Source organism: Nesterenkonia suensis (genome assembly GCF_054782935.1).
The window spans coordinates 19056-45436 of record NZ_BAAGRN010000010.1 but is presented as its reverse complement, the minus strand read 5'-3'; the positions used below and the strand labels follow the sequence as shown (position 1 = coordinate 45436).

The window sequence follows — 26381 nt, the reverse complement described above, 5'->3', positions numbered from 1 at the left end:
CATGGCTCGGCCCCGCACCCACGATGAGACCGTCCGGACCCGCCTGCTGGAGGAAGCCTCCCAGGTCATCGCCGATTCAGGGGCCCAGGGGCTCTCCCTGCGCTCGGTGGCCCGCTCCTCCCAGACCACCACCGCCGCGGTCTACTCCCTCTTCGGCGGCCGAGAGGAGCTCATCCAGGCCGTGGTGGAGGAGGGCTTCCGCCGTTTCGGCGCAGCGCTCGCCGCCGTCGGGCGCACCGACGACCCTGGGGCGGACCTGCTGGCCCTGGGCGTGGCCTATCGCGAGTTCGCCCTCGCGGACCCGCACTTCTATCGGGTCATGTTCGAGTCCCTCGGGGAGGGCTGCTCCCGCCCGACGACGCCGGCCTCCCCGACCTTCGAAGTGCTGCGCGCCGCCGTCGCCCGCGCGATGCGCCGGCCGGAGGACGAACCCGCGGAGCCGGATCCGTCCGAGCGCGCGGCCCTGCGGCTCTGGGCGCTGGCCCACGGGCTGGTCAGCCTGGAGCTCAACGGATTCGTCCCCGGGGACGTGGACGCCCGTCGTCGTGACTATGTGGCCGCGCTGCGCGCCTCCCGCGGGCTGGTCACGGACTGAGCCGCCCGCACCCGCAGGAGCAGGGCCGTGAAGGCCGTCAGCGGGATCAGGTGCAGCAGCGCCAGCGCGGCCGCAGTGATCCCGTCATGGGCGACCGACGCGGGCACGGCGCTGGTGGGTCCGACGACGATCAGCGCGGCGATCAGCAGCGTCAGCAGCCCCCCGAGGGGAGCGACGCAGCAGGGCCACCAGGGCGATGCCGATCGCCAGGGGCAGTGCGGTCTTCCACAGGACGTCGACCCACCACAGCAGATGGTTCGGGTCCTGTCCCGGCGGGTCCAGTCGCAGGGAGGCGCCGAGTGCCTGGGCGGTGAGGAACACTCCCAGGTTCAGCGTCGTGGTGACCAGTACGACGACGGCGCCGGTGATGATCAGCGGACGTGTCGCTCCGGTGCGCTGGGCAGTGGTGATGCTCATGAGGGCCTCCTCGAGGAACGGCGGCGGGAGGGTCCTGCCGCGTCACTCTTCAGGACGAACGGGGTGCCGATGCTGTGACATGCCGCGTTCCGGTGACACGGCGGACTCCGGTGTCACTCCGAGCTCTGGTGTCACTCCGGGCTCGGGTGGCGCCTCCCGGTCATGGGGGCTCCTCGGTGCCTGTGCCCTACGGGCCCGCTGGAACTCCTCCTTCAGCCGCCAGATGTCGCTGACCGCGCCGAGATGTCGCAGCTTGTCGGGATTGCTGATGGACCGGATCGTCTCGATGCGTCCGTCGACGACGTCGAGGACCACCACGTTGACGATCGTCCCCTCTTCGGCACGGGTGATCAGGCCCGGTGCTCCGTTGACCTCGCGCCGCTGCAGCGTCACTCCGAGAGCGGCCATCGGCGGACCGACCGAGGCCAGCAGGCTGGCGACCTTCATCCGACCGATGACCGGGCGAGGCAGCGAGGGCGCCTTCCCTCCGCCGTCGCCGACCATGGTCACCCCGGCGGCGAGCAGCTTGCGCAGCCCCTCCACGTCGCCCTCCTGGAAGGCGGCGACGAACTTCTCGGCCAGCGCCTGGCGATCGTGCGGGTCGGCATCGAACCGGGGGTGCTGCTGGGCCATGTGGCGCCGGGCGCGGCTGGCGAGCTGACGGCAGGCCTGCTCGGATCGCTCGACGGCCTCGGCGATCTCGGCGTAGTCGACGTCGAAGACTTCACGCAGCACGAACACTGCGCGCTCCAGCGGGCTGAGTCGCTCCAGCAGCAGCAACGACGCCATGGAGAGGGACTCGGCGAGCTCGGCATGCTCTTCGGGTCCGTCGGGGTCATCGGTGAGGACCGGCTCGGGCAGCCACTGCCCCACGTAGACCTCTCGGCGGACCCGGGCTGAACGCAGCACATCCACACACAGCCGGGTGACCACTGTGGTGAGGAACGCTCGGGGAGACTCGACGACGACGTCTGTGGTCGCGCAGCGCAACCAGGCCTCCTGCACGACGTCCTCCGCCTCCGCGGCGCTGCCCAGCATCCGGTAGGCGATGGAGAACAGCAGAGGGCGCAGTTCGAGGAACTCCTCGGTCCGGAGCTCACGGTCGACCATCGCGCACCCCCTGTCGAGTACGGTAGCCCACCTCGTGTCGACGGTCACAGCTCCGCCGCCGGAGCCTCCCTGGAGCCTCCCTGGAGCATCACCGGAACATTCTCGGAGCGGGTGTCCTCCACGCTCGGAGACGACGCGCCTGGCATCAGGCGCGGCCCAACCGTCCCCACGGAGGAGGACTCCATGAATCCGCGCACCGAGACCCCGCGCACCGAGACCCCGCGCACCGAGACCCCGCGCACCGAGACCCCGCGCACCGAAACACCGCGCAGCGAGACCACGATCCGCCGGAGCCCGACTGAGGATGCCGCCGATGCGCTCGAGGACCGCCCGCGACTGGCGATCATCATCGGCAGCATCCGGCCGGACCGGTTCGGCCCCACTCCGGCCCGCTGGTTCGCCGAGGAGGCGCAGCGGCATGCCGGATTCGTCGTCGAGCTCATCGACCTGGCCGACTACGACCTGCCGATGGGACTCGGCGGCAACGACGCCGAGGAGCCGGTGCCGGCCGACGTCGCCCGGCTGGGAAGGCGCTTGGTGGGCGCAGACGCGTTCGTGGTGGTCACCCCCACCTACAACCGCAGCTATCCGGCGGGGCTGAAGACCGCCATCGACTGGTTCTACGTCGAATGGCGGCTCAAACCGGTCGGCTTCGTCGCCTACGGCGGAGGATTCGGCGCGTTCCCGCCGATCGACCACCTGCGGGGAGTGTTCCTCGAGTTCGATGCGGTCCCGCTGCGGGACGCCGTGGTGCTGCAGAACTTCTGGGAACGCTTCGACCATGACGGCCGCGCCGTCGACACCGCACAGATGGGTCGCTGGGCCCACCGGATGCTCGACCAGCTCCAGTGGTGGGCGATCTCCATGAAAGAGGCCCGCGCTCGCCGTGACTACCCCGAAGGGATCTCCGAATGAGCCGCACACCGCAGACCTCCACCACCTCCACCACCGACAGCACCGCAGACACCCCACCGCGGGCCACGGCCCGGCAGTGGGCGGGGCTCATCCTGCTGGTGATCCCGCTGTTCATGCTCTCCACCGACATGACCGCCCTGTACCTGGCCATGCCGGCGATCACTGCCGATCTGGCGCCGTCGGGATCACAGTCCCTGTGGATCCTCCACATCGGAGAGTTCCTCACCGCGGCGACGATGATCACCTTCGGCCTGCTGACTCGCAGAGTCGGCGCCCGGCGGCTCCTGCTGGGCACGGTGGCGGCCTATGGGACGGCCTCCCTGGCGGCGGCCTTCGCCTCGGAGACGGAGATCCTGATCGCCGCCCGCGCGCTGCTCGGGATCGCCGCGGCAGGTTTCACCCCGGCAGGGTTGGTGCTGATCCGCACTACGTTCCGGGATGAACGCCAGTATGGGATCGCCTTCGCGATCTTCATGGCCGCGTTCTCCGGAGGGATGGCGGCCGGGCCGCCGTTGGGCGGATTCATCCTGGACACCTTCTGGTGGGGAGCGGTGTTCCTGATCAACGTGCCCATCGCCGCCGTGCTGCTGATCGGCGGTCCGCTGCTGCTGCCCCGTCATGACGGCGACGCCGCAGTCCGCCTCGACCTTCCCAGTGTGCTCCTCTCCGTGACGGCGGTGCTCGCGCTGGTCTTCGGCATGCAGGAGACGGCTGAATCCGGTCCGGCCCTCTGGCCGATCCTCTCGGCGGTGCTCGGGATGCTGCTGGTCGGGCTGTTCGTCCGTCGTCAGTCTCGTGCGAAGCACCCGCTGCTGGACCTGGGGCTGTTCCGCAGCCGCGTGTTCTCCACCCTCACGGTGGCGATCTTCCTGCTGCTGCTGGGCACGATGTTCGTCGAGATGCTGATGGCCCAGCACCTGCAGATCGTCCGGGGGCTGAGCGCCTGGGAGGCTGGGCTGGTGCTGTTGGCGCCGGCGGTCGCCGCCACGGTGGGGGCCATGGCCACCCCGCTGATCAGTGCGGGTCCCCGGGCCCTGATCGCGGGGCTGCTGGCCGTCGGCGGGGTGGGCGCTGTGCTGCTGGCTCTGCGCCTGTCGGAGAGCGGAGTCGTCGAGCTGGCGGCCCTGCTGGGGGTGATCATGCTGATCCTGTCCCCGATGATGACGCTGATGTCTCAGCGGCTCATCGGAGCGGCCCCGGTGGAGAAGACCGGCTCCGCCACGGCGGTCCAGGACCTCGCCGGGAGCCTGGGCGGGGCCTCTTCGATCGCGATCATGGGGGCTGGGGCGCTCTGGGTGCATCGCACGGTGTTGGCCCGGGAGGCGCCCCAGGGTGTCGATGCCGCCGGCATCGACGCCGCCGGCGAGAGTCTCGGGGCGGCACCGGCGGTGGCCGCGGCTCTCGACGCCCCCGCCGGCGCGGCGCTGACCGAGGCGGCGGAGACCGCGCTGACCACGGCGACCATGAGCGGCTATCTGGTCTTCGGCGTGGTGGTCCTGCTCGCCTCAGCCGGTGTGCTGGCCTTCGGCCGGCTGGTCCGCGACCGCGCTGCCGGCTGATCCCCGGGCCTGCCGGTGGGGTTCGTTCCCTTCCAGCACCCGGTGGACCCAGCGCCGTGCGGTCCGCGAAGAGGCCCGGGTCCGCAGCTCTGCCGCCCGGTCGGCGTCGCCGGTGCGGGCCGCCAGCTCGGCCAGGCCCAGTTCGGCGAAGTGAGTCTCGATCCTGTGGCCGCACTGCGCGCCGAGCTGGCGGGCACGGTGCAGATGTGCTGAGGCGGAGTCGAGGTCACCGGCATCCAGGCTGTGCAGCCCATGGACGGTCTGCCAGTAGGACTCCTCGCCGGCAGCTTCCAGCTGTTGGGCCAAGGCCGTCGCCTCGCGGGCCGCCGCGAGCGCCGTGGTGCGGTCGCCGTCGCGTGCGGCCTGGATGTGTCGCATGCCGAGGATCTGGGTGAGCCCGTAGGCGTCGCCTGCGGTGCGGAGGATCTGCTCGGCGTCATGGCCGTCGGGCATGCCGATCGCCTCCTCGCCCGCGTCGAGGAGGAACCAGTCCCGCTGAGTGCTGGCGAACGCCGCCCGGGGGAGGTCGCCGGAGCTCAGCAGCAGCTCGACGGCCTCATCGGCGAGCCGACGTCCTACCTCCCGCGCGGCGGGGGAGATCAGCACCGGAGTGGCGGCGAACCACTGGACCTGGGCGCGGGCGAGGTCGCGCTCCTGGCCGTTCACGTCCTCGCCGTCCTCGCCGTCCTCTCCGCCGACGTCGTCGAAGGCCGCCAGGGCCCGCCGGATGCGTCCTGGACGGTCCGGGGTGCGGCCGTCGAGGACCTCTGCGAGGACTCCCACCTGAGCGTGCGGCAGATCTCGGGGGCCGGGGGCCTCGACCGCGAGTCTCAGCTCTGTGGCCAGACCCGCGGTGCTGCCGGTCATCCACCGATGCCAGAACCAGCTCCATGCCAGGGCGACGGCGTCGGCGCCCCGTCCGCGCTCCACCGCCTCGCCGAAGGCGCGGGTGAGATGCACCCGTTCCCGGTGCAGCCGCCGGATCCAGTCCTGGGCGTGGGCGGAGAAGAGCTGCTGCTCGGCACAGGCGAGCTCGATCCGCCAGTGCCGCAGGTGTCTCAACGCGAGCATGTCGCGTTCTCCCGAGTCGTGAAGCCGCTCGGCGGCATAGGCGCTGACGGACTCCAGCAGCCGGTAGCGCATGCCGTGGCTGCCGGGTTCCGCCACCACCAGGCTGCGCTCCACGAGTCCCACCACAGTGGGCATCACCTGGGAGCAGCGCAGGGGTCCCGAGGTGTCGTCGGCGCAGATCGCTTCGATGGTCTCAAGCGTCCAGGAAGCCGGGTGCAGCGCCAGGCGGCGCAGCAGCCGCTGAGACGGCGCGTCGAGCAGCGACCAGCTCCAGTCCAGCATGCCGCGCAGCGTCTGCTGACGACGCGGCGCCCCGCGGGCCGGGCGTCGCAGCAGATCGAGTCGGTCGGTCAGCCGGGTCAGCAGCGTCGGGAGGTCCAGCGCCCCGACCTGGGCCGCGGCGAGCTCCAGCGCCAGCGGCAGTCCGTCGAGTCGGCGGCACAGTTCGGCCACGGTCCGACGCGTGTCAGCATCGTCCGGGAGGTCAGGCCGGAGCGCGTGTGCCCGGTGGAGGAAGAAGGCGACGGCGTCGTCGGGATCCGCCTGCTCCCCGTCGGTCTCCCGCACGGGCAGGGGATCGAGTCGGAGGCGCTGCTCGCCGGGCAGGCCCAGGGGCTCCCGGCTGGTGGCCAGGATCGTCAGGGAGCTCCCGGAGGAGACCACCTGGTCGACGAAGGCGGCGACGTCGTCGACCAGATGTTCGCAGTTGTCCAGGATCAGCAGGCCGGGCAGCGACTGGAGTGCGGAGATGAGGTGGGGGAGCAGGGCAGAGCCGTCCCCGCGGGCCAGGGTGATGCCGACGCTCTCGGCCACGGCCCTGGCGATGCGCTCAGGGGAGGCCCCTGGCGCGGCGCCTGCGCCATCGGATCGGCCACCAGATGCGCCACCGGACGGATCATCAGATGCGGTGCCGGTGTCGGCCGGGCCGGGGTCCAGGCCGGTCAGGTCCACGAACCAGGCGGTGCTTCGCTGCTGTGCGGTGATCTCCTCGGCGGCGCGGATCGCCAGCCGGGTCTTGCCCACTCCGCCGATGCCCAGCACGGTGACCAGCGGTCCCTGCTGGAGCAGCTGTGTCAGCTCCTGCAGCGCGGCGGCCCGGCCCAGGAACGTGGAGGCATACCGGGGCAGTCCGGGGGAGGCGGGGCCGGTCGCCGACGGGTGGGCGGTGCCGGGGCTGTCGCTGGCGGGCCTGTGCAGGGCAGGATCCTGCTGGAGGATCCGGACATGCAGGGCTGTGGTCTGCTGGTCCGGATCGGCCCCGAGCTCCTCCGCCAGGTGCCGACGGTGGCGTTCGAACACGGCGAGCGCATCGGGGTGTCGGCTCGCGCGGTGCAGCGCCAGCATCAGGGTGCGGGTGAGTTCGGCGCGCATCGGTTCCGTGGCGAAGAGCGGATCCAGGACTGCGACCGCGTCCTGGGGGCGATCGAGCCCGAGCAGTGCCGCGCCGAGGAGCTCGACGGCCTGGCGGCGCTGTTCGTGCAGCTGCTGCACGGTGGGGGCCAGCCAGGCGGCGTCGCGCAGTTCGGCGAACGGCTCTCCGCGCCAGAGGGCGAGTCCGTCGCGGAGCAGGGCCGCCCGCTCGGCGGGGTCCTCGGTGCGGCGGGCCTGTGCGACGGCGGCGGTGAACAGGTCCGCATCGACGCTGATCCTGGCCTCCGGGGTCTGCGCGGCGAGCCGGTGTCCGCCCGGACCGCTGCTGAGCAGTGCGCGGGCACCGGGGCAGGCCTGATCGAGGACCGCACGCAGCTGGGAGAGTTTGGCCTGCAGCACACGGACCGGGTGGGCGGGCAGGTCCGTGCCCCAGACACGATCGATGAGAGTGTCGGCGGCGACGGCGGCGTCGTGATCCATGACGAGTGCCGCCAGCAGGGCACGGACCTTGCGCTCGGGCACCTCCACCAGGTCGTCGGTGGTGGACCGTAGCCGGAGGGGGCCCAGGACCTCGATCCTCATGCGGCCATTCTAGGTGCGTCGGTCACCGGATCAGCGCCGCTGCGCACAGATGAGACGGTGCGGGACCGGACGGTCACGGACAACGGCTGCTCACAGGGAGAGGACCGGTGGTCTCCGGTGCCCCAGGGCGACTCCGGGACGAAGGCAGCCAGGCCGCTCGTCACCGGCGCCATCGTGGTGTTGTCGAGCCTTCTGCTCACGGGTGTGATCCTCGGTGGCGCTCCGGCATTCTCGGACCTGGCGGCACTGACGCTGGAGGCGCAGCATCGCCACAGCGGGGAGGGGGCCATGGGCCTCCCGCTGAGTCACCTCTCCGACGGCGGCCCGGCTCGAGCAGTGCCTGTGGCCTCCCAGCTGGGGGTCTCCCCGGGACCCAGGGTCTGCCCGTCCGGCATGGCGGGGAGCACCGGCACGCTGACGCTGACGAGCACCTCGGTGCCGTGGTCACCGGTGACCTGGCAGCTCTCCAGGCGGGTCGCGTTCCGATCGGCCACCTCCTCGGCCACTGTGCACGGGTCACCGGTGCTCAGCCCACGTGCCGCGTCAGCGGCCGCCAGAGCGGCCAGATCGGCGCCGCGGGAGGCCTGCGCGGAGGACACGGCCGCGACGCCGACCAGGTGCACCACCCCGATGAGCATCACCAGGGCCGCGAGGCCCGCGAGGACCAGCACAGCACCGGAGCCGCGTTCCTCCAGGAGCCGGTGGCCAGTCATGGTGATCCTCCCGACGTTGTCCCCGCCGAGGGTGTCCCGTCCGAGGACCTCTCTGGACCAGGGGCCCGCGAGGCCGACTGCTCCAGACGGGCCACGGCAGTGGCCGTCTGGTCCGCGGAGAGCTCCACGAATCCGAGGAGTCGGACGGGCCGGGTGAGGGTCACCTGCGTGTATTCGCCCTTACGGGAGGTGGTGACCTGTGCGGAGTCTCCGGCGATCCGTTGGGCGGCTCCTACCGCCGAGGACGTCGGTTCCCCGCGGGCCAGCTCGCGTGCGGCCGCGCGGGCTCCCTCCTCGAGGGAGACCTGCGCGGCCGCATGCATGCCCAGGCTGAGCAGCAGGGCCAGCATGACCACGGCGGCTGGCAGCGCAGCCGCGAACTCTCCGCTCACCGCACCGTCGTCGTCCGGCCGCGCGAGGTGCTGCTCATCCTGTGTCGCCACGGGCTGTTCCTCCGTCGCTCGGCTCAGAGGGTCAGTGCGCGCTGGACGATCCCGGCGAGCATCTCGCGGACCTCGCCTGAGGAGAGGACGGCGACCAGCAGTCCGGCGAATCCGACGGCGGCCAGCATGACGATCCCGTACTCGGCGGTGGCCAGGCCCTCCTCCTCCCGGTGGAGCTCGTGGGTCAGCTCCTCCACGCGGGGTGGGCGGCCGTCGTCGGATGCCCGAGGGGCCACCGTGGTCTGGGCGGCTGGGGCGGTGTGTGGGGCGGTGTGTGGGGCGGTCGGGGTCGTCATGTCGATCAGTCCTTCCACTGTCCTGACTGTCCTGGGGCCACTGTGCCGCCCGTGTTCTCGGGCGGTAGGACGATCCTGATCCGTGGCGAGGGTCGGAGCCAGGGTCGAGAGCCGGTCTGTGGAGGCCGCCGCGTGTCCTGTCCTGGCCGTCCTGCCTGTGGAGGAGCAGCCGATCCGCGGTGATCTGGCCGTCCTGTGTGACGTTCCACGACAGTGTCGCGGGGCCGGTATGACGAATCTCGGGCCGCTCCGCTACGCTGAAAGGTGCTTCACGAGCAGTGACCCGGAGGCCTCGTGCCTCTGACGGATCCAGCATTGGTCACTCACCAACCCCATGTTCACGGGTGGTCCGGATCGCCAGAAGCGGCCCGTTCTCGCTGGTCTCCAGCACTGGATGGAACGGGCAAGAGCAGCGACGAAAGGATTGACTGCGGTCGGCACAGCCCCAAGTGCCACGCCCCGCTCCCACCTTCACTTCACACCGCCTCTCCAGCGCCGCCATGGGCCCAGGCCCTGGGACCGGAGGGGCGGCCATGCCCAGAGAACGAGACCGGCGGCAGCGCCGGAGCTCCGGGCGGGGCCCCGCCTCCGGTGCGGGGGCTTCCGCTCATGCCCAGACCCATGGAGTCCGCATGATCGAACTGACAGAGGTCAGCAAGGTCTACCCCGGTGGGGTGACCGCGCTCGACCAGGTGAACCTGACCATCCCCGACGGGGAGATCCACGGCATCGTCGGCCGCTCCGGCGCCGGGAAGTCCACGCTGATCCGGTGTCTGACGGGTCTGGACCCCGCCACCTCAGGCACCATCAGCGTCGACGGCGTCGACCTCGGTCAGGCACGGGGCAACCAGCTGATGAAGGCGCGCCGCAGCATCGGGATGGTCTTCCAGCACCACAACCTGCTGGATTCCCGCACGGCGGAGAAGAACATCGCCCACCCCCTGGAGATCGCCGGAGTGCCGGCCAAAGAGCGGAAGCGACGCGTGGAGGAGCTGCTGGACCTGGTCGGACTGACCGACCGGCGTCGCAACCATCCCGCCCAGCTCTCCGGCGGGCAGAAGCAGCGGGTCGGCATCGCCCGGGCGCTGGCCGCCGAGCCGAGGGTGCTGCTCTGCGATGAGCCCACCTCCGCCCTGGACTCCGGCACCACCCGACAGATCCTGGACCTGATTCGCCGACTGCGTGACCGGCTCGGCATCACCGTGATCATCATCACCCATGAGATGGCAGTGGTCCGCGAGATCTGCGACTCCGTCTCGCTGCTCTCCGAAGGGCGCATCGAGCGCACCGGCGCCCTGCTCGACGTCATCCAGGACACCGGTTCGCCGCTGTCCAAGGAGCTGATCTCGCTGCCGCCCACGGCAGCGCTGCAGCCGGGGGACACCCTGGTGGAGGTCCTGATGGCCGAGGGCAGCCATGTGGCCGATGTCGGCCAGCTCTTCGCCCTGCTGTCCTCCCACGGACTGGACGCCCGAGTCGAGGCGGGCACCATCGAGACCATCCAGGGCCGGCAGGTCGGGCGTCTGCACATCACGCCGACCACCCGAGGCGAGGCGGAGCAGATCGCCGCGGTGCTCCGGGACAACGGCATCCACGCCGAGATCACCACCGGCGCTGAGGTCGAGGCTGAGCGGGCCGCCCACGAAGAGGACGACGCCCGCGCCGAGCAGGCCGAACAGCAGGAGGAGAATCAGTGAGCACCACCGCAGCCACCCTGACCGGCGCGACGCCGCTGGCCTCCGGCCGGTTCCTCGACAACCCGGTCTTCCACAACCAGCTGCCCGAGGCCATCCTGGAGACGCTGTTCATGACGGGCGCCACCGCGTTCATCGTGGCGCTGTTCGGACTGCCGCTGGGCGTGCTGCTGCACAACCTGGGCCCGAAGGGCCTCACCCCGAACGCTCCGGTCTACCGCGTGGTGAGCCTCGTGGTGGACATCGGGCGTTCGATCCCCTTCATCGTGCTGATGATCTCCCTGATTCCGTTCACCCGCTTCATCGTGGGCACGGCACTGGGCTGGCAGGCCGCCGTCGTGCCGCTGTCCATCGGGGCGATCCCGTTCTTCGCCCGGCTGGTGGAGAACGCCCTCCGGGACGTCTCCGCCGGAAAGGTCGAGGCGGTGAAGATGATGGGAGCATCCTCCGGGCACATCACCCGCCAGGTGCAGGTCCGTGAGGGTCTGCCCGGCATCGTCGGCGGGTTCACCGTCACCGTGGTCGCCCTGATCAGCTACACGGCCATGGCCGGGGCGATCGGCGGCGGCGGTCTCGGTGCGCTCGCCTACAACTACGGCTATCAGCGGTACCAGGGCGACACCATGCTCGCCTGTGTGGTGCTGCTGGTGATCATCGTCGCGGTGATCCAGTGGACCGGTGACCGCCTCGCCCGCGGCATCGACCACCGCTGAGCCTGACACTCGTCCACATCATTCGCACTCAGAAAGGCACTTCCATGGCATCTGCACACAACGGACGCACTCTGCGTCACTCCGCCGCGGCGGCCGTCGTCGGCGTCTCCGCCCTGGCGCTGACCGGCTGCGGCCTCTTCGCCGATGACGACGTCGCCGTCGGCACCGAGAACGAGGACGGCACTGTCACCCTCACCGTGGGGGCGACCCCCGTCCCGCAGGGCGACATCCTGCGCTTCATCGACGAGGAGCTCGCCGCCGACGCCGGCCTGGACCTCGAGGTCGTCGAGTACCAGGACTACACCGAGCCCAACCCCGCGCTGGTCGCCGGCGAGCTCGACGCCAACTACTTCCAGCACCAGCCGTGGCTGGAGTCCGAGGTGGAGGGTCAGGGCTACGAGTTGGCGCACTACGACGGTGTCCACGTGGAGCCCTTCGCGCTGTTCTCGGAGCGGCACGACTCCCTCGAGGACCTGCCCGAGGGCGGCCAGATCGGCGTCAACAACGACCCGTCCAACCAGGGCCGCGCCCTGGCGATGCTGGCCGACGCCGGCCTGATCGAGCTCGCCGACGGCGTCGACCCGGCGGAGTCGACCATCAACGACATCGCGGAGAACCCCCGCGACTTCGAGTTCATCGAGGCTGACGCCGCCTCGCTGGCCCGCACCCTCGACGACGTCGACGCCTCCGTCATCAACGGCAACAACGCCCTGGAGATCGGACTCTCCCCGACCCAGGACAGCCTGCTGGTGGAGGACCCGGAGGGCAGCCCGTACGCCAACTTCCTGGCCGTGCGTGAGGGCACCGAGGACGATGAGAACCTCCAGGCGCTCAACGACCTGCTGCACTCCGAGGAGGTCCGCGACTTCATCGAGGAGAACTGGCCCGACGGCGAGGTCGCCCCGGCGTTCTGATCCTCAGCCGTTGCGCGACAGGGCCCCTGCACCACAGCTGTGGTGCAGGGGCCCTGTCGCGTGTGTGCCGGGGGTGGTCAGCGGCGCATGACCTTCCGTGCCGCCCAGTTGCCCACCATCTGCAGCGACTGCACGAAGAGGATCACCACGATCACGGCCAGCCAGGTGACCTCCGGGCGGAACCGGTTGTAGCCCTCCACGATGGCGAAGTTTCCGATCCCGCCACCTCCGATGATGCCTGCCAGCGCAGACATGTCGGTCAGGGCGATGATCACGAACGTGTAGCCGAGGATCAACGGCCCCAGCGCCTCCGGGAGCATCACGGTGAGGATGATGCGCAGTCGTGAGGCGCCCATGGCGCGGGCGGCTTCGATGACCCCGGGGTCGATGGAGACGAGGTTCTGCTCCACGATGCGCGCGATGGCGAAGGTGGAGGCCCAGATCATCACGAAGACGACCGCGTCGTTGCCGATGCCTTGGCCGACGACGCTGATCGTCACCGGTTGCAGGGCCGCGATGAGGATGACGAAGGGGATCGGCCGGATCAGATTGACGATGAAGTTCGTCAGCAGCCATACCGGTCGGCTGGCGAGCAGCCCGCCGTCCCGGGTCGTGTAGAGCGTCAGGCCGATGATCAGCCCGATGAGCCCGCCGAAGAGGAAGCTCCAGGCCACCATGTAGATCGTCTCGCCCACGGCTTCGAGCAGAGTGGGGCCGTAGTAGGACCAGTCCAGCTCGCGATAGGTCTCGATCATGCCGCCACCTCCTGCACTGGGCCCGTCTCGGAGAGCACGGCGATGAACTGTTCCACCGCGGCAGGCTCACCCCGCAGTGAGAGGGTCAGCAGGCCGTAGGCCACGTTCTTGGTGGTGTTCATCCCGCCGTGGACGATCTCGAAGGTGACTCCGTGCTGGCCGGCCTGGCCGAGCACGGTGCCGACGGCCGCCGAGTCCTTCAGCGAGACAGTCACGAGCCGGCCGGGGGTGTGGGCCCGGATGCGCTCCAGATCCTCCGCGGAGGGCCGGTCCTTCAGTGCGGCGCCCACGAAGCTGGTGCCGGCGACGTCCCGCGGATTGGAGAAGATGTCGTAGACGTGGCCGGACTCGATGATCCGGCCGCGGTCCATGACGGCCACGCGGTCGGCGATGGCACGGATGACCTCCATCTCATGGGTGATGGCGACGATGGTGATCCCCAGCTCCTCATTGGCCCGCCGCAGCAGAGACAGCACCTCGGCCGTGGTGGAGGGGTCCAGTGCTGAGGTGGACTCGTCGGCCAGCAGGATGTCGGGCTTCGCCGCCAGCGCGCGGGCGATGCCCACCCGCTGCTTCTGGCCCCCGGAGAGCTCTTCGGGGTACTGGTCCGCCTTGTCCGCCAGACCGACGAACTCCAGCAACTCCGTCACCCGCGCCTGACGGCCGGCCTTCTTCCAGCCTGCGACCTTCAAGGCATAGGCCACATTTCCCGCCACTGTGCGCGAATGGAAGAGGTTGAACTGCTGGAAGACCATGCCGATCCGCAGCCGGATTCGGCTCAGTCGCCCCTCGGAGAGGGAGGAGATCTCCTGGCCGAGCACGTGCACCGAGCCCGAGGTCGGCTTCTCCAGCCCGTTGATCAGTCGGATGAGTGTGGACTTGCCGGCACCGGAGAATCCGATGACGCCGTAGATCTCCCCGCGGCGCACCTGCAGGGAGACGTCGTCGACGGCGTTGACCGCCTTCTCCCCGGAGCCGAAGCGTCGTGTGACGTGGCGAAACTCGATCAGCGGATCGGCATCGGGATCTGAACTGTGCAGGCTCACTCGTCGTCCTCGTCCGTGTCTCCGTCCGTGGTCTCGTCGGTGTCCTCGTGGCTACCGGTGGTCTCGCCGCGCAGGAAGTCCTCATAGTCCTCGAGCCCGGCCTCGAGTTCCTCGATGCTCGGGTTCGCGGGCACTGAGGTGCCTTCGGAGATCTCCGCCGCGGAGTCCAGGACGCGCTGATCGTGGTACAGCGCCGCGATGTCTCGGAGCGCCTCATCGTTTCGATCCTCGTCTCGGATGACGAAGCCGTTGATGTAGGGGAACGCCTCCGGGTCCTCGGGGTCGTCGGCGAAGAGCGCCGTGTTCGGGTCGATGCCGGCGTCATTGATGAAGCTGTTGTTGATCACCGAGCCCTCCACCGACTGCAGGGCGTTGACGGTCTGGGCGGCGTCGACCGGGTGGACCGACACCGTGGAGGCGTCCTCATCGATGTCGCTGGGACGAGGTTCCGGGACGTCGTCGTCGAGGACCACGAGTCCGGCGGCGACCAGCACATTGATGCCGCGGGCCCGGTTGATCTCGTCGTTGGCGATCGCCACGGTGTCGCCGTCCTGGAAGTCGTCGATCGACGCATAGGGTTCCGAGTACAGGGACAGGGGCACGATCTCGGTGCCGCCGATCATGGTGAGGTCGTCGTCGTTGTTGACGTTGTAGTTGGCCAGGTAGGCGATGTGCTGGAACCAGTTCGCGTCCAGGTCTCCGTTGCTCAGCGCCGTGTTGGGGACGTTGTAGTCATCGAAGTTGATGATCTCGACCTCATGACCGAGCTCCTCTTCGGCGATCTCCGCCAGCAGCTGGTTCGTCTCATCCTGGGCGGTGACGCCGATGCGGAAGACGTCGTCGTCGGCGTCGTCGCCGCCGAAGACAGTGCATCCGGTCGCGGCCAGACTGAGGACGCCGCCGAGTGCGGCCAGTCGGACCCAGGGGAGTCGGGGGCTGGTGGGATGCTTCGGTGAGATGCGCATGGGCAGATGCTCCTTCGGTGTCATGGTGCGGTGGTGCCCGGTGGTGCCCGGAGGTGCCCGGTGGTGCGGTGGCGCAGCGTCTGCGGCGTGGCGGCGACACGGCGGCACCGCATCTGGCACCGGGTGTTCTCTGGTGCGAGGGGTGTTCGGTCAGGAGGGTGCGCGGGAACGAGACCGCGAGGGTCGGCGCGCTGCGGACGTACGGGGGAGAGATCCTTTCGTGCTGCTCTTGCCCCCTCCAGCCTGCTCGGCGGCGGCACAGCGGCCGCGGCCGTTGAGAGGGGCCGCTTCGTGATCCGAGACCACCCGTGAACATGGGGTTGGTGAGCGACCGCTGGCGGATCGTGGAGGACGTGGGCCCTCAGGTCGCTGCTCGTGAAGCGCCTCCAGTCTATCGGACAGGGGCCGGTCACCAGAGGGGCATGTCCGCCGGCGTCATGTCTGAAGGGCGTGATGCCCCGTGGTCAGCCCGCTGTCCGGGGCGCGCACCTGCGGGGTGCCCACACTCTTCAGCCATGACTCTGACGGGCGGAGATGCCGCCGGTGATGCTCATAGCGCATGGCCCTTGTGGTGGGCGAGCGCTTTCCGTAGGTTGTATTGCAACGTTTCAATACGTGATCTGAATCACTGGCAGGAATCACTCACCGAGGGAGATGAGCATGTCGATGACCCCAGTCCGCAGCCCGAGAGTCCGAGGGGCACGTTCGCGGAACAGGCGCCGCACCACACTCGCGACGGCGGCCGCACTGGCCCTGCTCGCCCCGCTGGGTGTGACCTCCAGCACGGCGACCGCCGCCGGTGCGGCCGAGGCCGCTCAGGGAACCTACTCGCCGGAGGTCGGCATCACCCCGGGCGAGGTGCTGGCCTTCGACTTCGGCTGCGTCGGCGATCCTGTCGCCGAGGGGCACCTCGAGGTCACCGAGACCACGCTCTATGACGAAGGGACCGGATTCGGGCTCAGCGCCCCGGTGGCCTGTCGCGACCGCGGGGCTCCGGACGACGTCCGCCGCGACTTCGTCCTCGCCGGCGGCCAGCAGTTCCAGGTGGACCTGCCCGACGGCGAGTACCACGTCACGGTGATCTCGGGAGACCAGATCGCCTCCAACAACACGCAGCTCACGGTCCAGGGAGAGGACCAGGGCAGCCTGCATCCCCGCGGATCCGGCGAGTTCGCCGAGCACAGCGTCTATACGGAGGTCGAGGACGGCGCGCTGATCCTCGAGGTCTTCAGCGACGGACGCCTCAACGGGGTGGAGATCTCCCAGGTGGCCCCGCCCACCGGGCTGCACGAGGCCGCGGTGAGCACCGAACCGCCGTCGGCGACCCTGGCCTGGGACGAGGCCGAAGGCGCCGCCGACTACACTCTCTACCGCTCCTCGGCCGGCGCCGGAGAGTATGAGCCGGTCGGCACGACCGAGGGCACCAGCCTCACCGACGAGGCCGTGGAGCTCGGCTACTCCTACGACTATGTGGTCACGCAGGCCAGCTCCTCCGGGGTGGAGTCGGGACACAGCGAAGCGCACACTGTCGCGATCGTGGACCCGACGGTCGACGCCCCTCGCGCTCCGCGGGACCTCGCGCTGGAGAAGGCCAACCGGCAGGGCACCACCATCAGCTGGACCGGTGACGAGGCCGCAGCCCAGTACCACGTCTACCGCTCGCTGAACGCGGACCACGGATTCGAACGGATCGCAGAGACTCCCGAGACCACCTATACCTCGCCAGGAGCGACCGAGCACAACTGGTACTACACGGTGCTCGCCGTCAACCCCGGAGGACTCTCCGAGCAGCCGGCGGCGCTGCTGACCCCGGTCACCGCGCGCGGCAGCAACGGCAACCCCTTCGAGGACTGCGCGGTCGACGGCGCGGATGCGAAGGTCCTGCGCAACGGCGACACCTGGCGCGCCGTCAACGGCGGGGAGACTGTCCACCAGAGCTACGCGATGGTCGAAGCCATGCAGGCCGCCGTGGACAGCCTCACCGAGGGCCGCACCGAGCAGGAGTCCGTGGTGGTCCGCGGCTCCGGCACCATGCCCGCCGACGCCGCCGTCGACCTGCCCAGCCACACCTCCTTCTCGGTGTGCGGCACCATCCATGTCGCAGGCAACGAGTCGAACTTCAGCTACGAGGACCACACCGGGGTGGTGCGGATCCGGCATGCCGAGGACGTCTCCGTGCCGTTCCTCTCCGTCACCGGGAACCCGAACTTCGGCGTCTACCTGCGCACCTCCTCGGACGTGCACTTCGGTCAGATGGATCTGCGTCTCTCCGGTGGCCACGGCATGCGCCTCGACAGCCGCGACGACGACTCGGTCCGCGAGGCCCGGGACATCACCATCGATGACGTCTACGTCTCCGGCACCGACAGCCACGGGGTGGAGACCTATGGTGTGGACGGGCTGACCATCGGCACCGTCACCGCAGTGGACACCGGGTACTCCGGCCTGCTGCTCAATGACACCGTCAACGCCGACATCGAACGGGTCATCGGCGACGGGGCCGCAGCCGGTACCGGCTACGCGACCTTCCGCACGGCGAACCGCAACGGACAGATCGACGGCGAGTACCCCACCAACATCCGGGTCGGGGAGCTGACCGCCGACGGCGGCGGCCGCGGATTCTTCTGCGTCTCCCAGTCCGGCGGTGTGGAGATCGAGACGGTCGACATCCGGGGCACCGGGTCGAACGCGATGCTGATCGAGAACTGCCACAACATCACAGTGGCCAGTGAGGAGGGCTACGTCGCCGGGCCGGGGGACCTGCGCATCTCGGCGCGCAGCGAGTTCGCCAACACCTCGGACATCCGGTTCGCGAACCTCACGCTGGAGAACACGGCGATCAACGAGAGTCCCTGCGGTGAGGACATCACCGCGGAGAACATCACGCTGATCGATTCGGAGCTCAACCTCTGCGACTGAGCTGAGTCCCCGCCGATCGCGACTCCCACCCCACGCGCGATCCGTCCCCGTCGTCTTCGTCCTTCTCGCTGGGTCTCACGAGGAAAGACGAAGGCGACGGGGACAGGCGTGTCTGCCGGAGCCGACCCGGGTCGCGCCGCGTCTACGGAGCCGCCTCCAGCAGCGCCTCCAGGAGGTGCAGCGCGGCGATCTTCTCCAGCGGCGAGTTGCGGTTCCCGCATTTCGGGGACTGCACGCAGGAGGGGCATCCCGTCTCGCAGCCGCATCCGCGGATGGTCTGCGCGGTCGCGGCGACCCACTCCCGCACTGCCGCGTGCCCGCGCTCGGCGAACCCGGCCCCGCCGGGGTGCCCGTCGTAGACGAAGATCGTGGGCTGCTCGGTGTCGGCGTGCAGCGCGGTGGAGACCCCGCCGATGTCCCAGCGGTCGGAGGAGGCGATGAGCGGCAGCAGCCCGATCATCGCGTGCTCGGCGGCGTGCAGCGCCCCGGGCACCTGCTCGGGCACCACCCCGGCGGCGGCCAGCGCGGTCTCCGGGGCGGTGATCCACACCGCCTGGGTCTGCAGGCGCGACGGCGGCAGGTCCAGCGGCTCGTCGGAGAGCACCTCAGAGGTGCCCAGCGCCTTCCGCTGGAATCCGACGACGGCGGAAGTCACCTCCACCTGCCCGAAGTGCAGCCCGAACCGGTCCCACGCCTGGGAGGCGGAGGTCTCGAGCACCTCGATTGAGGTCGTCTCCCGAGCCTGGGTGTAGTACGGCGGGTTTGCCCGGGAGACCAGCACCACACCGTCGTCTGCGGCGAGGTCCTCCACGACGAACGTCCTGCCCTGGTGGACGTACACCGCCCCCGGGTGCGCCTGCGGCTGGGCCTGGGAAGCACCCATGTCGCCGATCACCGAGCCGTCCTCGGCGTCGACGATCGTGTACGGCCCGCCGCCGTCGGAGCGCAGCCGCACCCAGTCGGCGGCGGAGGCGTCGTCGTGGGCGAAGAACCAGCCCCGCGGGCGCCGGCGCAGATGTCCTTGGTCGGTGAGCGCGTCGATCAACCATCGGCCGGGTTCGAAGAGGTCGACGTCGGCCGGGGTCAGCGGCAGCTCCTGGGCGGCGGCCAGCAGATGCGGGGCGGCCACATGCGGGTTGGAGGGGTCGATGACGGCGTCCTCCACCGTCGCGGAGAAGATCGCCTCGGGGTGCTCCAGCAGGTAGGAGTCCAGCGGGTCGTCCCCGGCGAGGAAGAACGCCGCCCCGCGCTGCCCGGAGCGCCCGGCCCGTCCCAGCTGCTGGAAGAAGGAGGCCCGGGTGCCGGGCCAGCCGGCGATGATGACTGTGTCCAGCCCGGAGATGTCGATGCCCAGCTCCAGCGCAGGGGTGGAGGCGACGCCGAGCAGCCGGCCCTCGCGCAGCGCGTCCTCCAGGGCGCGCCGTTCCTCCTTCAGATACCCGGAGCGGTAGGCGGCCACCCGGCCCAGCAGGTCGGCGTCGATCTCGGCCAGGTTGTCGGCGGCGATCCGGGCGATGGTCTCGGCGCCGCGCCGTGACTTGATGAAAGCCAGGGTGCGGTGTCCGGCGACCATGAGGTCGGTGAGCACGTCAGCGGCCTCCACGGTGAGGCTGCGTTTCAGCGGGGCGCCGCCGTCGCCGGTGTGTTCGGAGAGCGTGGACTCCCACAGGTAGACGTCCACGGCTCCGTGCGGCGAGCCGTCCTCCGTGACAGCGGTGACCTCGTCGGCGGGCACCCCGATGAGTCGGGAGAACGACGACGCCGGGTCACCGCTGGTCGCCGACGCTGCGGCGAAGACGGGTTCCGCGCCCCTCCGGTAGTGGGCCACCACGCGGCGCAGTCGGCGCAGCAGCAGGGCCACGTGGGAGCCGAAGATGCCGCGGCAGCTGTGCGCCTCATCGATGATGACCAGCCGCAGGCGGGCCAGGAACCGGGCCCAGGCCCGGTGGTTGGGCAGGATGCCCACGTTGAGCATGTCCGGGTTGGTGAGCACCACGTTGGCGTGCTGACGCACCCACCGGCGCTCCTCGGGGTCGGTGTCGCCGTCATAGGAGGCGGCCCGGATTCCGCCGTCCGCCGGGCGCTCAGCGTCCGGAGCAGCGTCCAGGGCGTGGTCCACTTCGCGGGCGAGCTCGGTGAGTGCGTCGAGCTGGTCGGCGGCCAGGGCCTTGGTGGGGGAGAGGTAGAGGACCGTGCTTCCTGTGGCGAGCACGGCCGCCAGCCCGGGCAGCTGGGTGCCCAGGGATTTGCCGGAGGCGGTGCCGGTGGCCAGGATCGTGTGCCGCCCGGTGTGGAGCGCCTCGGCGGCCACCGCCTGGTGGGTGTAGAGCTGGTCGACTCCGAGGCCCGCATACCCCTGGCGCAGCGCCGGGGGGACCCAGTCGGGCCACGGTGCGGTCCGTGCCCTGCGGGCCGGCAGCGTGCGCACATGCCGCAACGGGCCCTCTTCGCTGACCGCGGCCGGCAGCCCGGCGTGGCGCAGCAGCGTGAGCGCGTCGGCGGGGTCGTCAGCGGGGTCGGCGGCGGGGTCGGCGGCGGGGCGGGTCATCCCGTTCAGGGTACTCGCCCCGCCGCCGCAGCCGCCGTCTGCGGCGGCGGGGATCAGGCCCGCCGCTCAGGCCCGGGAGCCCAGATCCGCGATGTGTTCCGGCAGTCGGTCATGGGAGCCGTACATGAAGTGGTTCTCCATGCGCTCCGAGTAGCGGCTGGCCTCGGTGGTGCGGCCCACCGCCTCGGCCATCTGGCGGATGTGCATCGGGGCGGCGCCGCAGCACACACCCAGGTAGTTGACCCCGAGGGCGTGGGCCTCCTCCGCGAAGGCGCCGATCTCGTAGCGGTTGGTGAACAGCGGGTCCAGTGCGGTGGGGAAGGTCCGGCCGTGCGGGGAGGGCACGGCCGCGCCGTCGTCGGAGAGGTTGAAGAAGGTGGGCTCCGTCTCCGTGGTCCGGTAGGGGATCGGCAGCGCGCCGACGTGGCAGGAGACCGCCTCACGGATCTGCCGGAGCCAGGGCATCATGGTGGCCGGCCCGCGGAAGCAGTTGAGTCCGACGACGTCGGCGCCGGCCTGCTCGAGGCGCTGGCAGGTCTCCACTACGCCGAGGCCGTCGGCCATCTCCTCGAAGGCCATGGGCGCCAGGGTGAGCACCACCGGAAGTTCGGCGGAGCGGGCGATCTCCAGGGCGGCGAGGGCCTCACCCGCGTAGTAGAAGGTCTCGCCGACGATCAGGTCTGCGCCCTCCTCGACGGCCCAGCCCACCATCTCCTCGAACATGGTCCGGACCTCGGCCTGCTTGGCGGTGTCGGCAGGGTCCCAGATGTTGGAGTTGGAGATGTTGCCGGCCATGAGGTCGCCGGGGCGGCCGTCGGCCACCTCGCGGGCGATCTGCAGGGCGGCGCGGTTGAGCGGCTCGAGCAGCTCCTCCTTGCCGATGACCCGCATCTTCTCGCGGTGTCCGTTGTAGGTGAAGGCTTCGACGACGTCGGAGCCGGCGCGCTGGAAGTCCACGTGCAGGGCGCGGAGAGCCTCCGGATGCTCCAGGGCGACCTCGGGGACGAACTCCCCGGCGGTCAGGTATCCGCGGCGTTCGAGCTCGAAGAGGAATCCTTCGGCGCAGATCATCGGGCCGGCGTCGAGTCGGTCTGTGAACGAGGGCTGGGCGGTCATCACCGCTCCTCTCAGTCATGGGATGTGACGGTGCCACGGGTGGGAGCGGCCGATGCGAGGCCTCGCGTCTCCGGCCGGGTGGGTCGATCTGTCGTGGCGGTGAGGACGACTCTACAAGAATGATCAGGCGGAAGGGAATTATGTTCATGCCTCGACATCTCTGTCGCGTCAGATGTCGCGGCGGACGACGAAGGGCCGCCTCCCGCTGTGGTCCGTCCGGTCTGGGCGGAGCTGCAGGAGACGGCCCTGTGGTCGAGGCCGGGTCCGGAGGCGCCCAGGTGTCCGGCGGGCGTGTCTCGCGGGGGTATGGCCGGGGACTGGTCGGGGTCTCAGGCCTCGTTCTTGAGGTCGTCGAACTGGGAGTGCGAGGGTCGGGTGCGGTCGCTGTCCGGGGAGCCGTACACGTAGACGTCACCCAGCAGAGTCCATCCGAGGTACTCGTAGAGCTCCAGTCCTTCGGCGTTGGCGACCAGCAGGCCGATCTCGACGTCCTCCTCCAGGGCGATGGCCACCAGGGCGCGGGTCACGAAGGTCCCCAGGCCCTGTCGACGGTAGTCGGAGTTGGTGTAGATCCGGTCCAGCACCGCGTGTTCGTCGACGACGGCCACACGGCCCCGGGCGGCGACGGTCTCGCCGTCGTACACCGTGAACAGGGTCCATCCGTCGAAGTCCTCGCGGGAGGTGGTGTACCCCTCGGGGGTGATGGGGTCCTCGACGTCCTGTGTGCCCATGTCCACGGCCATCAGCTTCTCCTCGTCGCTGATCCGTTCCAGGCCGTTCAGGGAGTCCTTCAGGCGGACGTCGCCGGGCTCTGCGATGAGCGTGAGCAGACGCCGCGGGCGCTTCGTGACTTCGGTGATGACCTTCTGCAGGTCCTCCTCGTCCGGGGCGTACAGGACGTACTCCCAGTCGTCCGAGTCGCCGGAGCGCAGGGCCGAGTGGACCGCTCCTGCGTGGTCCACCTCGTAATCGTGGGTCCTGGCCCAGCCGGTCACCCAGGTGCGGACGAGTGCGTCGTTCAGCTCGGAAGTCATGTCACGACTATATGAATAAATCGGGCATCCGTGGGAGGGGGTGAGGCAACGAGTTCATAAAGTTGCGCTGATCCGCATGGACCGGGGCCGGTATTCTGGGTGTCCGTGAGCATCTCCCGGATCGTCCTCTACTACACCTTCACCCCGCTGTCCGACCCGGAGGCGGTGCGGCTGTGGCAGCACGCGCTGTGCCGGGAGCTGGGGCTCAAGGGTCGCATCATCGTCTCCCCGCACGGCATCAACGGCACCGTCGGCGGAGAGCTGTCCGCAGTGAAGCAGTACGTGAAGCAGACCCGCTCCTACGGCCCGTTCCGCGGCATGGAGTTCAAGTGGTCCGACGGCGGCGCCGAGGACTTCCCGCGACTCTCGGTCAAGGTCCGCCCCGAGCTGGTGGCCTTCGGCGTCCCGGAGGAGATCGAGGTCGACGAGCAGGGAGTGGTCGGCGGCGGCGAGCATCTGACGCCGCAGCAGGTCCACGAGCTGGTGGACGCCACGCGCGCAGAAGGCGCGGAGGTGACCTTCTTCGACGGCCGCAACGCCATGGAGGCCCAGATCGGCCGGTTCAGGGATGCGGTCGTGCCGGACACCGAGACCACCCGGGACTTCATCGCGGAGCTGGACTCCGGGAAGTATGACCACCTGAAGGACCAGCCGGTGGTCACCTACTGCACCGGCGGCATCCGCTGCGAGGTCCTCTCCGCGCTGATGAGGAAGCGCGGGTTCACCGATGTCTACCAGATCGACGGCGGCATCGTCCGCTATGGCGAGACCTACGGCGACGCCGGCTACTGGGAGGGCGAGCTCTACGTCTTCGACGGCCGGATGAACACCCGGTTCAGCCAGGGGGCCGTCACGCTGGGAGAGTGCACCGCCTGCGGGGCCTCCACCAGCACCTTCCGCAACTGCCTGGACCGCGGCTGCTCCACGCTGCGGCTCTACTGCGAGGACTGCCGCCACATCCCTGAGACGACGCGCTGCGCGGCGTGCGAGGATCGGCTCGCCCGCTCCTCGGCCGCCGACGGCCCCGCACCCCTCGAGAGGTCCTGACGCCATGACTCGCCTGTCCCGTGAGGCCGCCGCTGCGCTGCCCGCCCCGTCGTGCGCCCAGCCGGAGCTGATCTCCGCGCTGTACACCGATCTGCTCGCCGCCCGCTTCACCTCCCTGCGCGTCGCCGAGCTGCTGGGGGACGACGCCGTCTCCGCCCTGGCCCGTGAACAGATCGCCCCGGGGCAGCTGCAGGTGGGCCGGCTGCTCGCCGGCGCGCGGCCGGACGCCTGTGCGGTGCTGACGGCGCTGTGGCTGCTGGATGTGGACGTCACCGCTGACGTCGTCGACGCGGCGCTGCCCACCGTGGGCTCCGAGGGGCTGTGCCGGCTGGGGCTGGCCCATCGTGACGGGCCGCAGTGCCGCCCGTCGGTGGACCTCCGCCCGTTCTGGGTGGAGGGCCAGGCAGGGACTCGTGACCTGTGGGTCACCTCTGACCTGTCTGCCCACCAGGTGGAGGGACCGCTGCCTGCCGAGCATGTCCTCGGCGTCGGGCAGGCCAGCCTGACGCTGGGGTCGATCACTCATCGGCGGTCGGTGCGGCGCGCCGCGGACATCGGCACCGGCTGTGGGATCCAGCTGTTCCATCTGCTCGACCATGCCGAGCACGTCGTCGCCACGGACGTCTCGGAGCGCGCCCTGGACTTCACCCGGTTCAACCTGCTCCTCAACGCGGAGGCCCTGCGGCTGGATCCGGCCCGGCTGGAGTCCCGGGTGGAGCTCCGCCAGGGCAGCCTGCTGGATCCGGTGGCCGGGGAGAGCCTCGACCTGATCGTCTCCAATCCGCCGTTCGTCATCACTCCGCGTGCCACCGAGGACCGGGTGGGGGAGCGGTACACGTATCGCGACGGCGGCCGCACCGGTGATGAGCTGCTGGCTGAGCTGATCGCCGGGCTGCCGGCGGTGCTGGCCCCCGGAGGGACGGCGCAGATGCTCGGCAATTGGGAGGTCCACGGTGAGCAGGACTGGCAGGAGCGTCCGCGTCGCTGGGCGGAGAGCGCCGGTCTGGACGCCTGGTTCATCCAGCGCGACCGGCAGGACGGTCCCGGCTATGCGGAGACATGGCTGCGTGACGCCTCCGAGGACCGCGATCTGGACGATTATCGCAGCCGCTACGCCGAGTATCTGGAGGACTTCGCCGCGCGCGGCGTCTCGGAGGTGGGCTTCGGGCTGATCTGGCTGCATCGGCCGCAGGAGGGCTCCGCGGAGCGCCGCAGTGACGGCGCCGACGGCGCTGATGGGGCTGACGGCACTGATGGGGCTGCCGGCACTGATGGGGCTGACGGCACTGATGGGGCTCTGCCCCGGCGATGGTGGCGGGCGGAGGAGATCATGCATCCGGTGGACGAGCCCCTGGGTCCTGCCCTGGGGCGCACCACGGAGCGGGCGCTCGCCGTGCTACGGACCCCGGAGTCGGTGCTGTCCCGGGGGCTGGTGGTCGCCGAGGATGTGACCGAGGAGCGGCATCAGCGTTTCGGCGCTGCGGACCCGGAGGTCATCCTCGCCCGGCAGGGTGGCGGGCTGCGGCGGGCTCGGCCGGTCTCCTCGGGAGCGGCGGGGGTGCTCGGGGCGGCTGACGGGGAGTTCGCCGTGGGGCAGCTGATCACAGCAGTGGGGGCCCTGCTCGACGATGGCACCGTCGACGTCGACGAGCTCACCGCCGGGCTGCGGCGGGAGATCCTGGAGCTCTATGTGGACGGCTTCCTCACGGAGGGTCCGGCCGTCGATCCGGTGGAGGAGCCCGGCGCGGGAGGCTGAGGCTCATCCAGGGTGGGCGCATCCACGTGACGCCGTGTGATGTGTACGTCACACCTGCTCGTCTAGACTTTCCCCATGTCACCTCGCGCCGCACTCGCAGATCAGGACGACGACTCCTCGGGGCCTTCTGTGCCGGGCGCAGGGCACGATCATGAGGACCTGCCGCCGTCGGTGGTCATCGAGGACGTGCAGGCGATCCGTGCGCTGGCCCACGAGGCCCGGCTGACTGCCCTGGACGAGCTCTTCGGGACGCATCGGGTCTACACCGCCACCGAGCTGGCCGAGCAGTGTGCCGTCACCCCCTCGGCGATGAGCTATCACCTGCGGGCGCTGGAGAAGTACGGGTACATCCGTCGGGTGGAGCGTGAGGGTGATGGGCGCAACCGGTACTGGCAGGCGGCAGCGCGGCGTCTGCGGATCTCGGGCTTCGACTCGTCGGCCCATGCGAAGAACGCCTACGCGAACGCCCAGATCACCTCGCTGCAGCGGCGCATCAGTGATGAGATCCTGCGGCGTGAGCAGCGTGGACCCTCCTCGGAGGAGCTGCATCCCATCCTCTCCTCGGGCATCCTGTCCTTGGACGAGAGTCGGGCCCAGGAGTTCAAGGAGCGGCTCTATGAGCTGGTGGCCGAGTATGAGCAGGCGTGCACGGAGCATCCGCAGGAGGACCCGGACATGCGCATGCACTACTTCGTCTCCGCCATCGAGGAGCCGGTCCGCGCGGTCGGTGCGGCGTCGGCCCCCGAACAGTCAGAGGCCTCCGACGACGTGGACCCGGCCGGTGGCGCCGACTGACGGCACT

Annotated in this window: 23 protein-coding genes; 10 read left to right on the top strand and 13 right to left on the bottom strand. The window is 70.1% G+C overall.

The window, feature by feature from the left end; genetic code table 11:
* Position 1: 1 nt before the first annotated feature.
* Entirely contained in the window at positions 2-595 is a 594-nt protein-coding gene (locus tag ACYVKI_RS11885) for a TetR/AcrR family transcriptional regulator (RefSeq protein WP_460690574.1), read from the top strand.
* A gap of 84 nt (positions 596-679) precedes the next feature.
* Here ACYVKI_RS11885 and ACYVKI_RS11880 read toward each other — a convergent pair whose 3' ends face one another.
* A complete protein-coding gene (locus ACYVKI_RS11880; protein ID WP_460690573.1) occupies positions 680-1012 on the bottom strand; it encodes a DUF6069 family protein in 333 nt (110 codons plus the stop codon).
* A gap of 42 nt (positions 1013-1054) precedes the next feature.
* A complete protein-coding gene (locus ACYVKI_RS11875; RefSeq protein WP_460690572.1) occupies positions 1055-2122 on the bottom strand; it encodes an RNA polymerase sigma-70 factor in 1068 nt (355 codons plus the stop codon).
* A 183-nt stretch (positions 2123-2305) separates the two neighbouring features.
* Between ACYVKI_RS11875 and ACYVKI_RS11870 the strand changes: the two genes are divergently transcribed.
* Both ACYVKI_RS11870 and ACYVKI_RS11865 read left to right on the top strand, forming a co-directional pair.
* Positions 2306-3037 carry an NADPH-dependent FMN reductase gene (locus ACYVKI_RS11870; protein ID WP_460690571.1) on the top strand — a complete coding sequence of 244 codons (732 nt, stop codon included), beginning with the start codon at positions 2306-2308 and terminating at the stop codon, positions 3035-3037.
* The gene (locus ACYVKI_RS11865) at positions 3034-4596 is read left to right on the top strand and encodes an MFS transporter (protein WP_460690570.1); all 1563 of its coding nucleotides are present in this window, start codon (positions 3034-3036) and stop codon (positions 4594-4596) included. Before ACYVKI_RS11870 ends, ACYVKI_RS11865 begins: the two co-directional genes overlap by 4 nt.
* On the opposite strand, the gene ACYVKI_RS11860 is transcribed toward ACYVKI_RS11865, so the two are convergent.
* From ACYVKI_RS11860 to ACYVKI_RS11840, 5 genes are all read right to left on the bottom strand, one after another.
* Positions 4543-7620 (bottom strand): BTAD domain-containing putative transcriptional regulator, encoded by a 3078-nt coding sequence (locus ACYVKI_RS11860; protein WP_460690569.1) that lies wholly within the window; start codon positions 7618-7620, stop codon positions 4543-4545. The genes ACYVKI_RS11865 and ACYVKI_RS11860 overlap by 54 nt on opposite strands.
* Entirely contained in the window at positions 7617-7820 is a 204-nt protein-coding gene (locus tag ACYVKI_RS11855) for a hypothetical protein (RefSeq protein ID WP_460690568.1), read from the bottom strand. The genes ACYVKI_RS11860 and ACYVKI_RS11855 overlap by 4 nt, the downstream gene beginning before the upstream one ends.
* A 105-nt stretch (positions 7821-7925) precedes the next feature.
* Positions 7926-8333 (bottom strand): Rv3654c family TadE-like protein, encoded by a 408-nt coding sequence (locus ACYVKI_RS11850; protein WP_460690567.1) that lies wholly within the window; start codon positions 8331-8333, stop codon positions 7926-7928.
* Positions 8330-8776 carry a TadE family type IV pilus minor pilin gene (locus ACYVKI_RS11845; protein WP_460690566.1) on the bottom strand — a complete coding sequence of 149 codons (447 nt, stop codon included), beginning with the start codon at positions 8774-8776 and terminating at the stop codon, positions 8330-8332. The genes ACYVKI_RS11850 and ACYVKI_RS11845 overlap by 4 nt, the downstream gene beginning before the upstream one ends.
* A 23-nt stretch (positions 8777-8799) precedes the next feature.
* Complete coding sequence (locus tag ACYVKI_RS11840) at positions 8800-9072, bottom strand: DUF4244 domain-containing protein (protein WP_460690565.1); 273 nt, start codon at positions 9070-9072, stop codon at positions 8800-8802.
* A gap of 632 nt (positions 9073-9704) precedes the next feature.
* Here ACYVKI_RS11840 and ACYVKI_RS11835 point away from each other — a divergent pair.
* Genes ACYVKI_RS11835 through ACYVKI_RS11825 form a run of 3 tightly spaced genes read left to right on the top strand, consistent with a single transcriptional unit; the run spans position 9705 to position 12393 of the window.
* Positions 9705-10769: a methionine ABC transporter ATP-binding protein gene (locus ACYVKI_RS11835; protein WP_460690564.1), complete on the top strand. Its 1065-nt coding sequence runs from the start codon at positions 9705-9707 to the stop codon at positions 10767-10769.
* On the top strand, positions 10766-11479 hold the full coding sequence (locus tag ACYVKI_RS11830) for a methionine ABC transporter permease (protein ID WP_460690563.1): 714 nt from the start codon (positions 10766-10768) through the stop codon (positions 11477-11479). The genes ACYVKI_RS11835 and ACYVKI_RS11830 overlap by 4 nt, the downstream gene beginning before the upstream one ends.
* Positions 11480-11523: 44 nt before the next feature.
* Entirely contained in the window at positions 11524-12393 is an 870-nt protein-coding gene (locus tag ACYVKI_RS11825) for a MetQ/NlpA family ABC transporter substrate-binding protein (protein ID WP_460690562.1), read from the top strand.
* A gap of 77 nt (positions 12394-12470) precedes the next feature.
* On the opposite strand, the gene ACYVKI_RS11820 is transcribed toward ACYVKI_RS11825, so the two are convergent.
* Genes ACYVKI_RS11820 through ACYVKI_RS11810 form a run of 3 tightly spaced genes read right to left on the bottom strand, consistent with a single transcriptional unit; the run spans position 12471 to position 15159 of the window.
* A complete protein-coding gene (locus tag ACYVKI_RS11820; RefSeq protein ID WP_460690561.1) occupies positions 12471-13148 on the bottom strand; it encodes a methionine ABC transporter permease in 678 nt (225 codons plus the stop codon).
* Positions 13145-14194 (bottom strand): methionine ABC transporter ATP-binding protein, encoded by a 1050-nt coding sequence (locus ACYVKI_RS11815; protein WP_460690560.1) that lies wholly within the window; start codon positions 14192-14194, stop codon positions 13145-13147. The genes ACYVKI_RS11820 and ACYVKI_RS11815 overlap by 4 nt, the downstream gene beginning before the upstream one ends.
* Positions 14191-15159 (bottom strand): MetQ/NlpA family ABC transporter substrate-binding protein, encoded by a 969-nt coding sequence (locus tag ACYVKI_RS11810; RefSeq protein ID WP_460690559.1) that lies wholly within the window; start codon positions 15157-15159, stop codon positions 14191-14193. The genes ACYVKI_RS11815 and ACYVKI_RS11810 overlap by 4 nt, the downstream gene beginning before the upstream one ends.
* Before the next feature lie 660 nt (positions 15160-15819).
* Between ACYVKI_RS11810 and ACYVKI_RS11805 the strand changes: the two genes are divergently transcribed.
* The gene (locus ACYVKI_RS11805) at positions 15820-18078 is read left to right on the top strand and encodes a hypothetical protein (protein ID WP_460690558.1); all 2259 of its coding nucleotides are present in this window, start codon (positions 15820-15822) and stop codon (positions 18076-18078) included.
* Between the two features lie 142 nt (positions 18079-18220).
* On the opposite strand, the gene ACYVKI_RS11800 is transcribed toward ACYVKI_RS11805, so the two are convergent.
* From ACYVKI_RS11800 to ACYVKI_RS11790, 3 genes are all read right to left on the bottom strand, one after another.
* Positions 18221-20626 carry a DEAD/DEAH box helicase gene (locus tag ACYVKI_RS11800; protein ID WP_460690557.1) on the bottom strand — a complete coding sequence of 802 codons (2406 nt, stop codon included), beginning with the start codon at positions 20624-20626 and terminating at the stop codon, positions 18221-18223.
* A gap of 66 nt (positions 20627-20692) precedes the next feature.
* A complete protein-coding gene (locus ACYVKI_RS11795) occupies positions 20693-21742 on the bottom strand; it encodes a homocysteine S-methyltransferase family protein (RefSeq protein WP_460690556.1) in 1050 nt (349 codons plus the stop codon).
* A gap of 329 nt (positions 21743-22071) precedes the next feature.
* Positions 22072-22776 carry a GNAT family N-acetyltransferase gene (locus ACYVKI_RS11790; RefSeq protein ID WP_460690555.1) on the bottom strand — a complete coding sequence of 235 codons (705 nt, stop codon included), beginning with the start codon at positions 22774-22776 and terminating at the stop codon, positions 22072-22074.
* A 105-nt stretch (positions 22777-22881) separates the two neighbouring features.
* On the opposite strand from ACYVKI_RS11790, the gene trhO reads away from it, so the two are divergent.
* From trhO to ACYVKI_RS11775, 3 genes are all read left to right on the top strand, one after another.
* Positions 22882-23823 carry an oxygen-dependent tRNA uridine(34) hydroxylase TrhO gene (gene trhO / locus ACYVKI_RS11785; RefSeq protein WP_460690554.1) on the top strand — a complete coding sequence of 314 codons (942 nt, stop codon included), beginning with the start codon at positions 22882-22884 and terminating at the stop codon, positions 23821-23823.
* A 4-nt stretch (positions 23824-23827) separates the two neighbouring features.
* Positions 23828-25579, top strand: coding sequence for a DUF7059 domain-containing protein (locus ACYVKI_RS11780; protein WP_460690553.1), 1752 nt, complete (start codon positions 23828-23830; stop codon positions 25577-25579).
* Between the two features lie 75 nt (positions 25580-25654).
* Complete coding sequence (locus ACYVKI_RS11775) at positions 25655-26374, top strand: MarR family transcriptional regulator (RefSeq protein WP_460690552.1); 720 nt, start codon at positions 25655-25657, stop codon at positions 26372-26374.
* Positions 26375-26381: the final 7 nt, after the last annotated feature.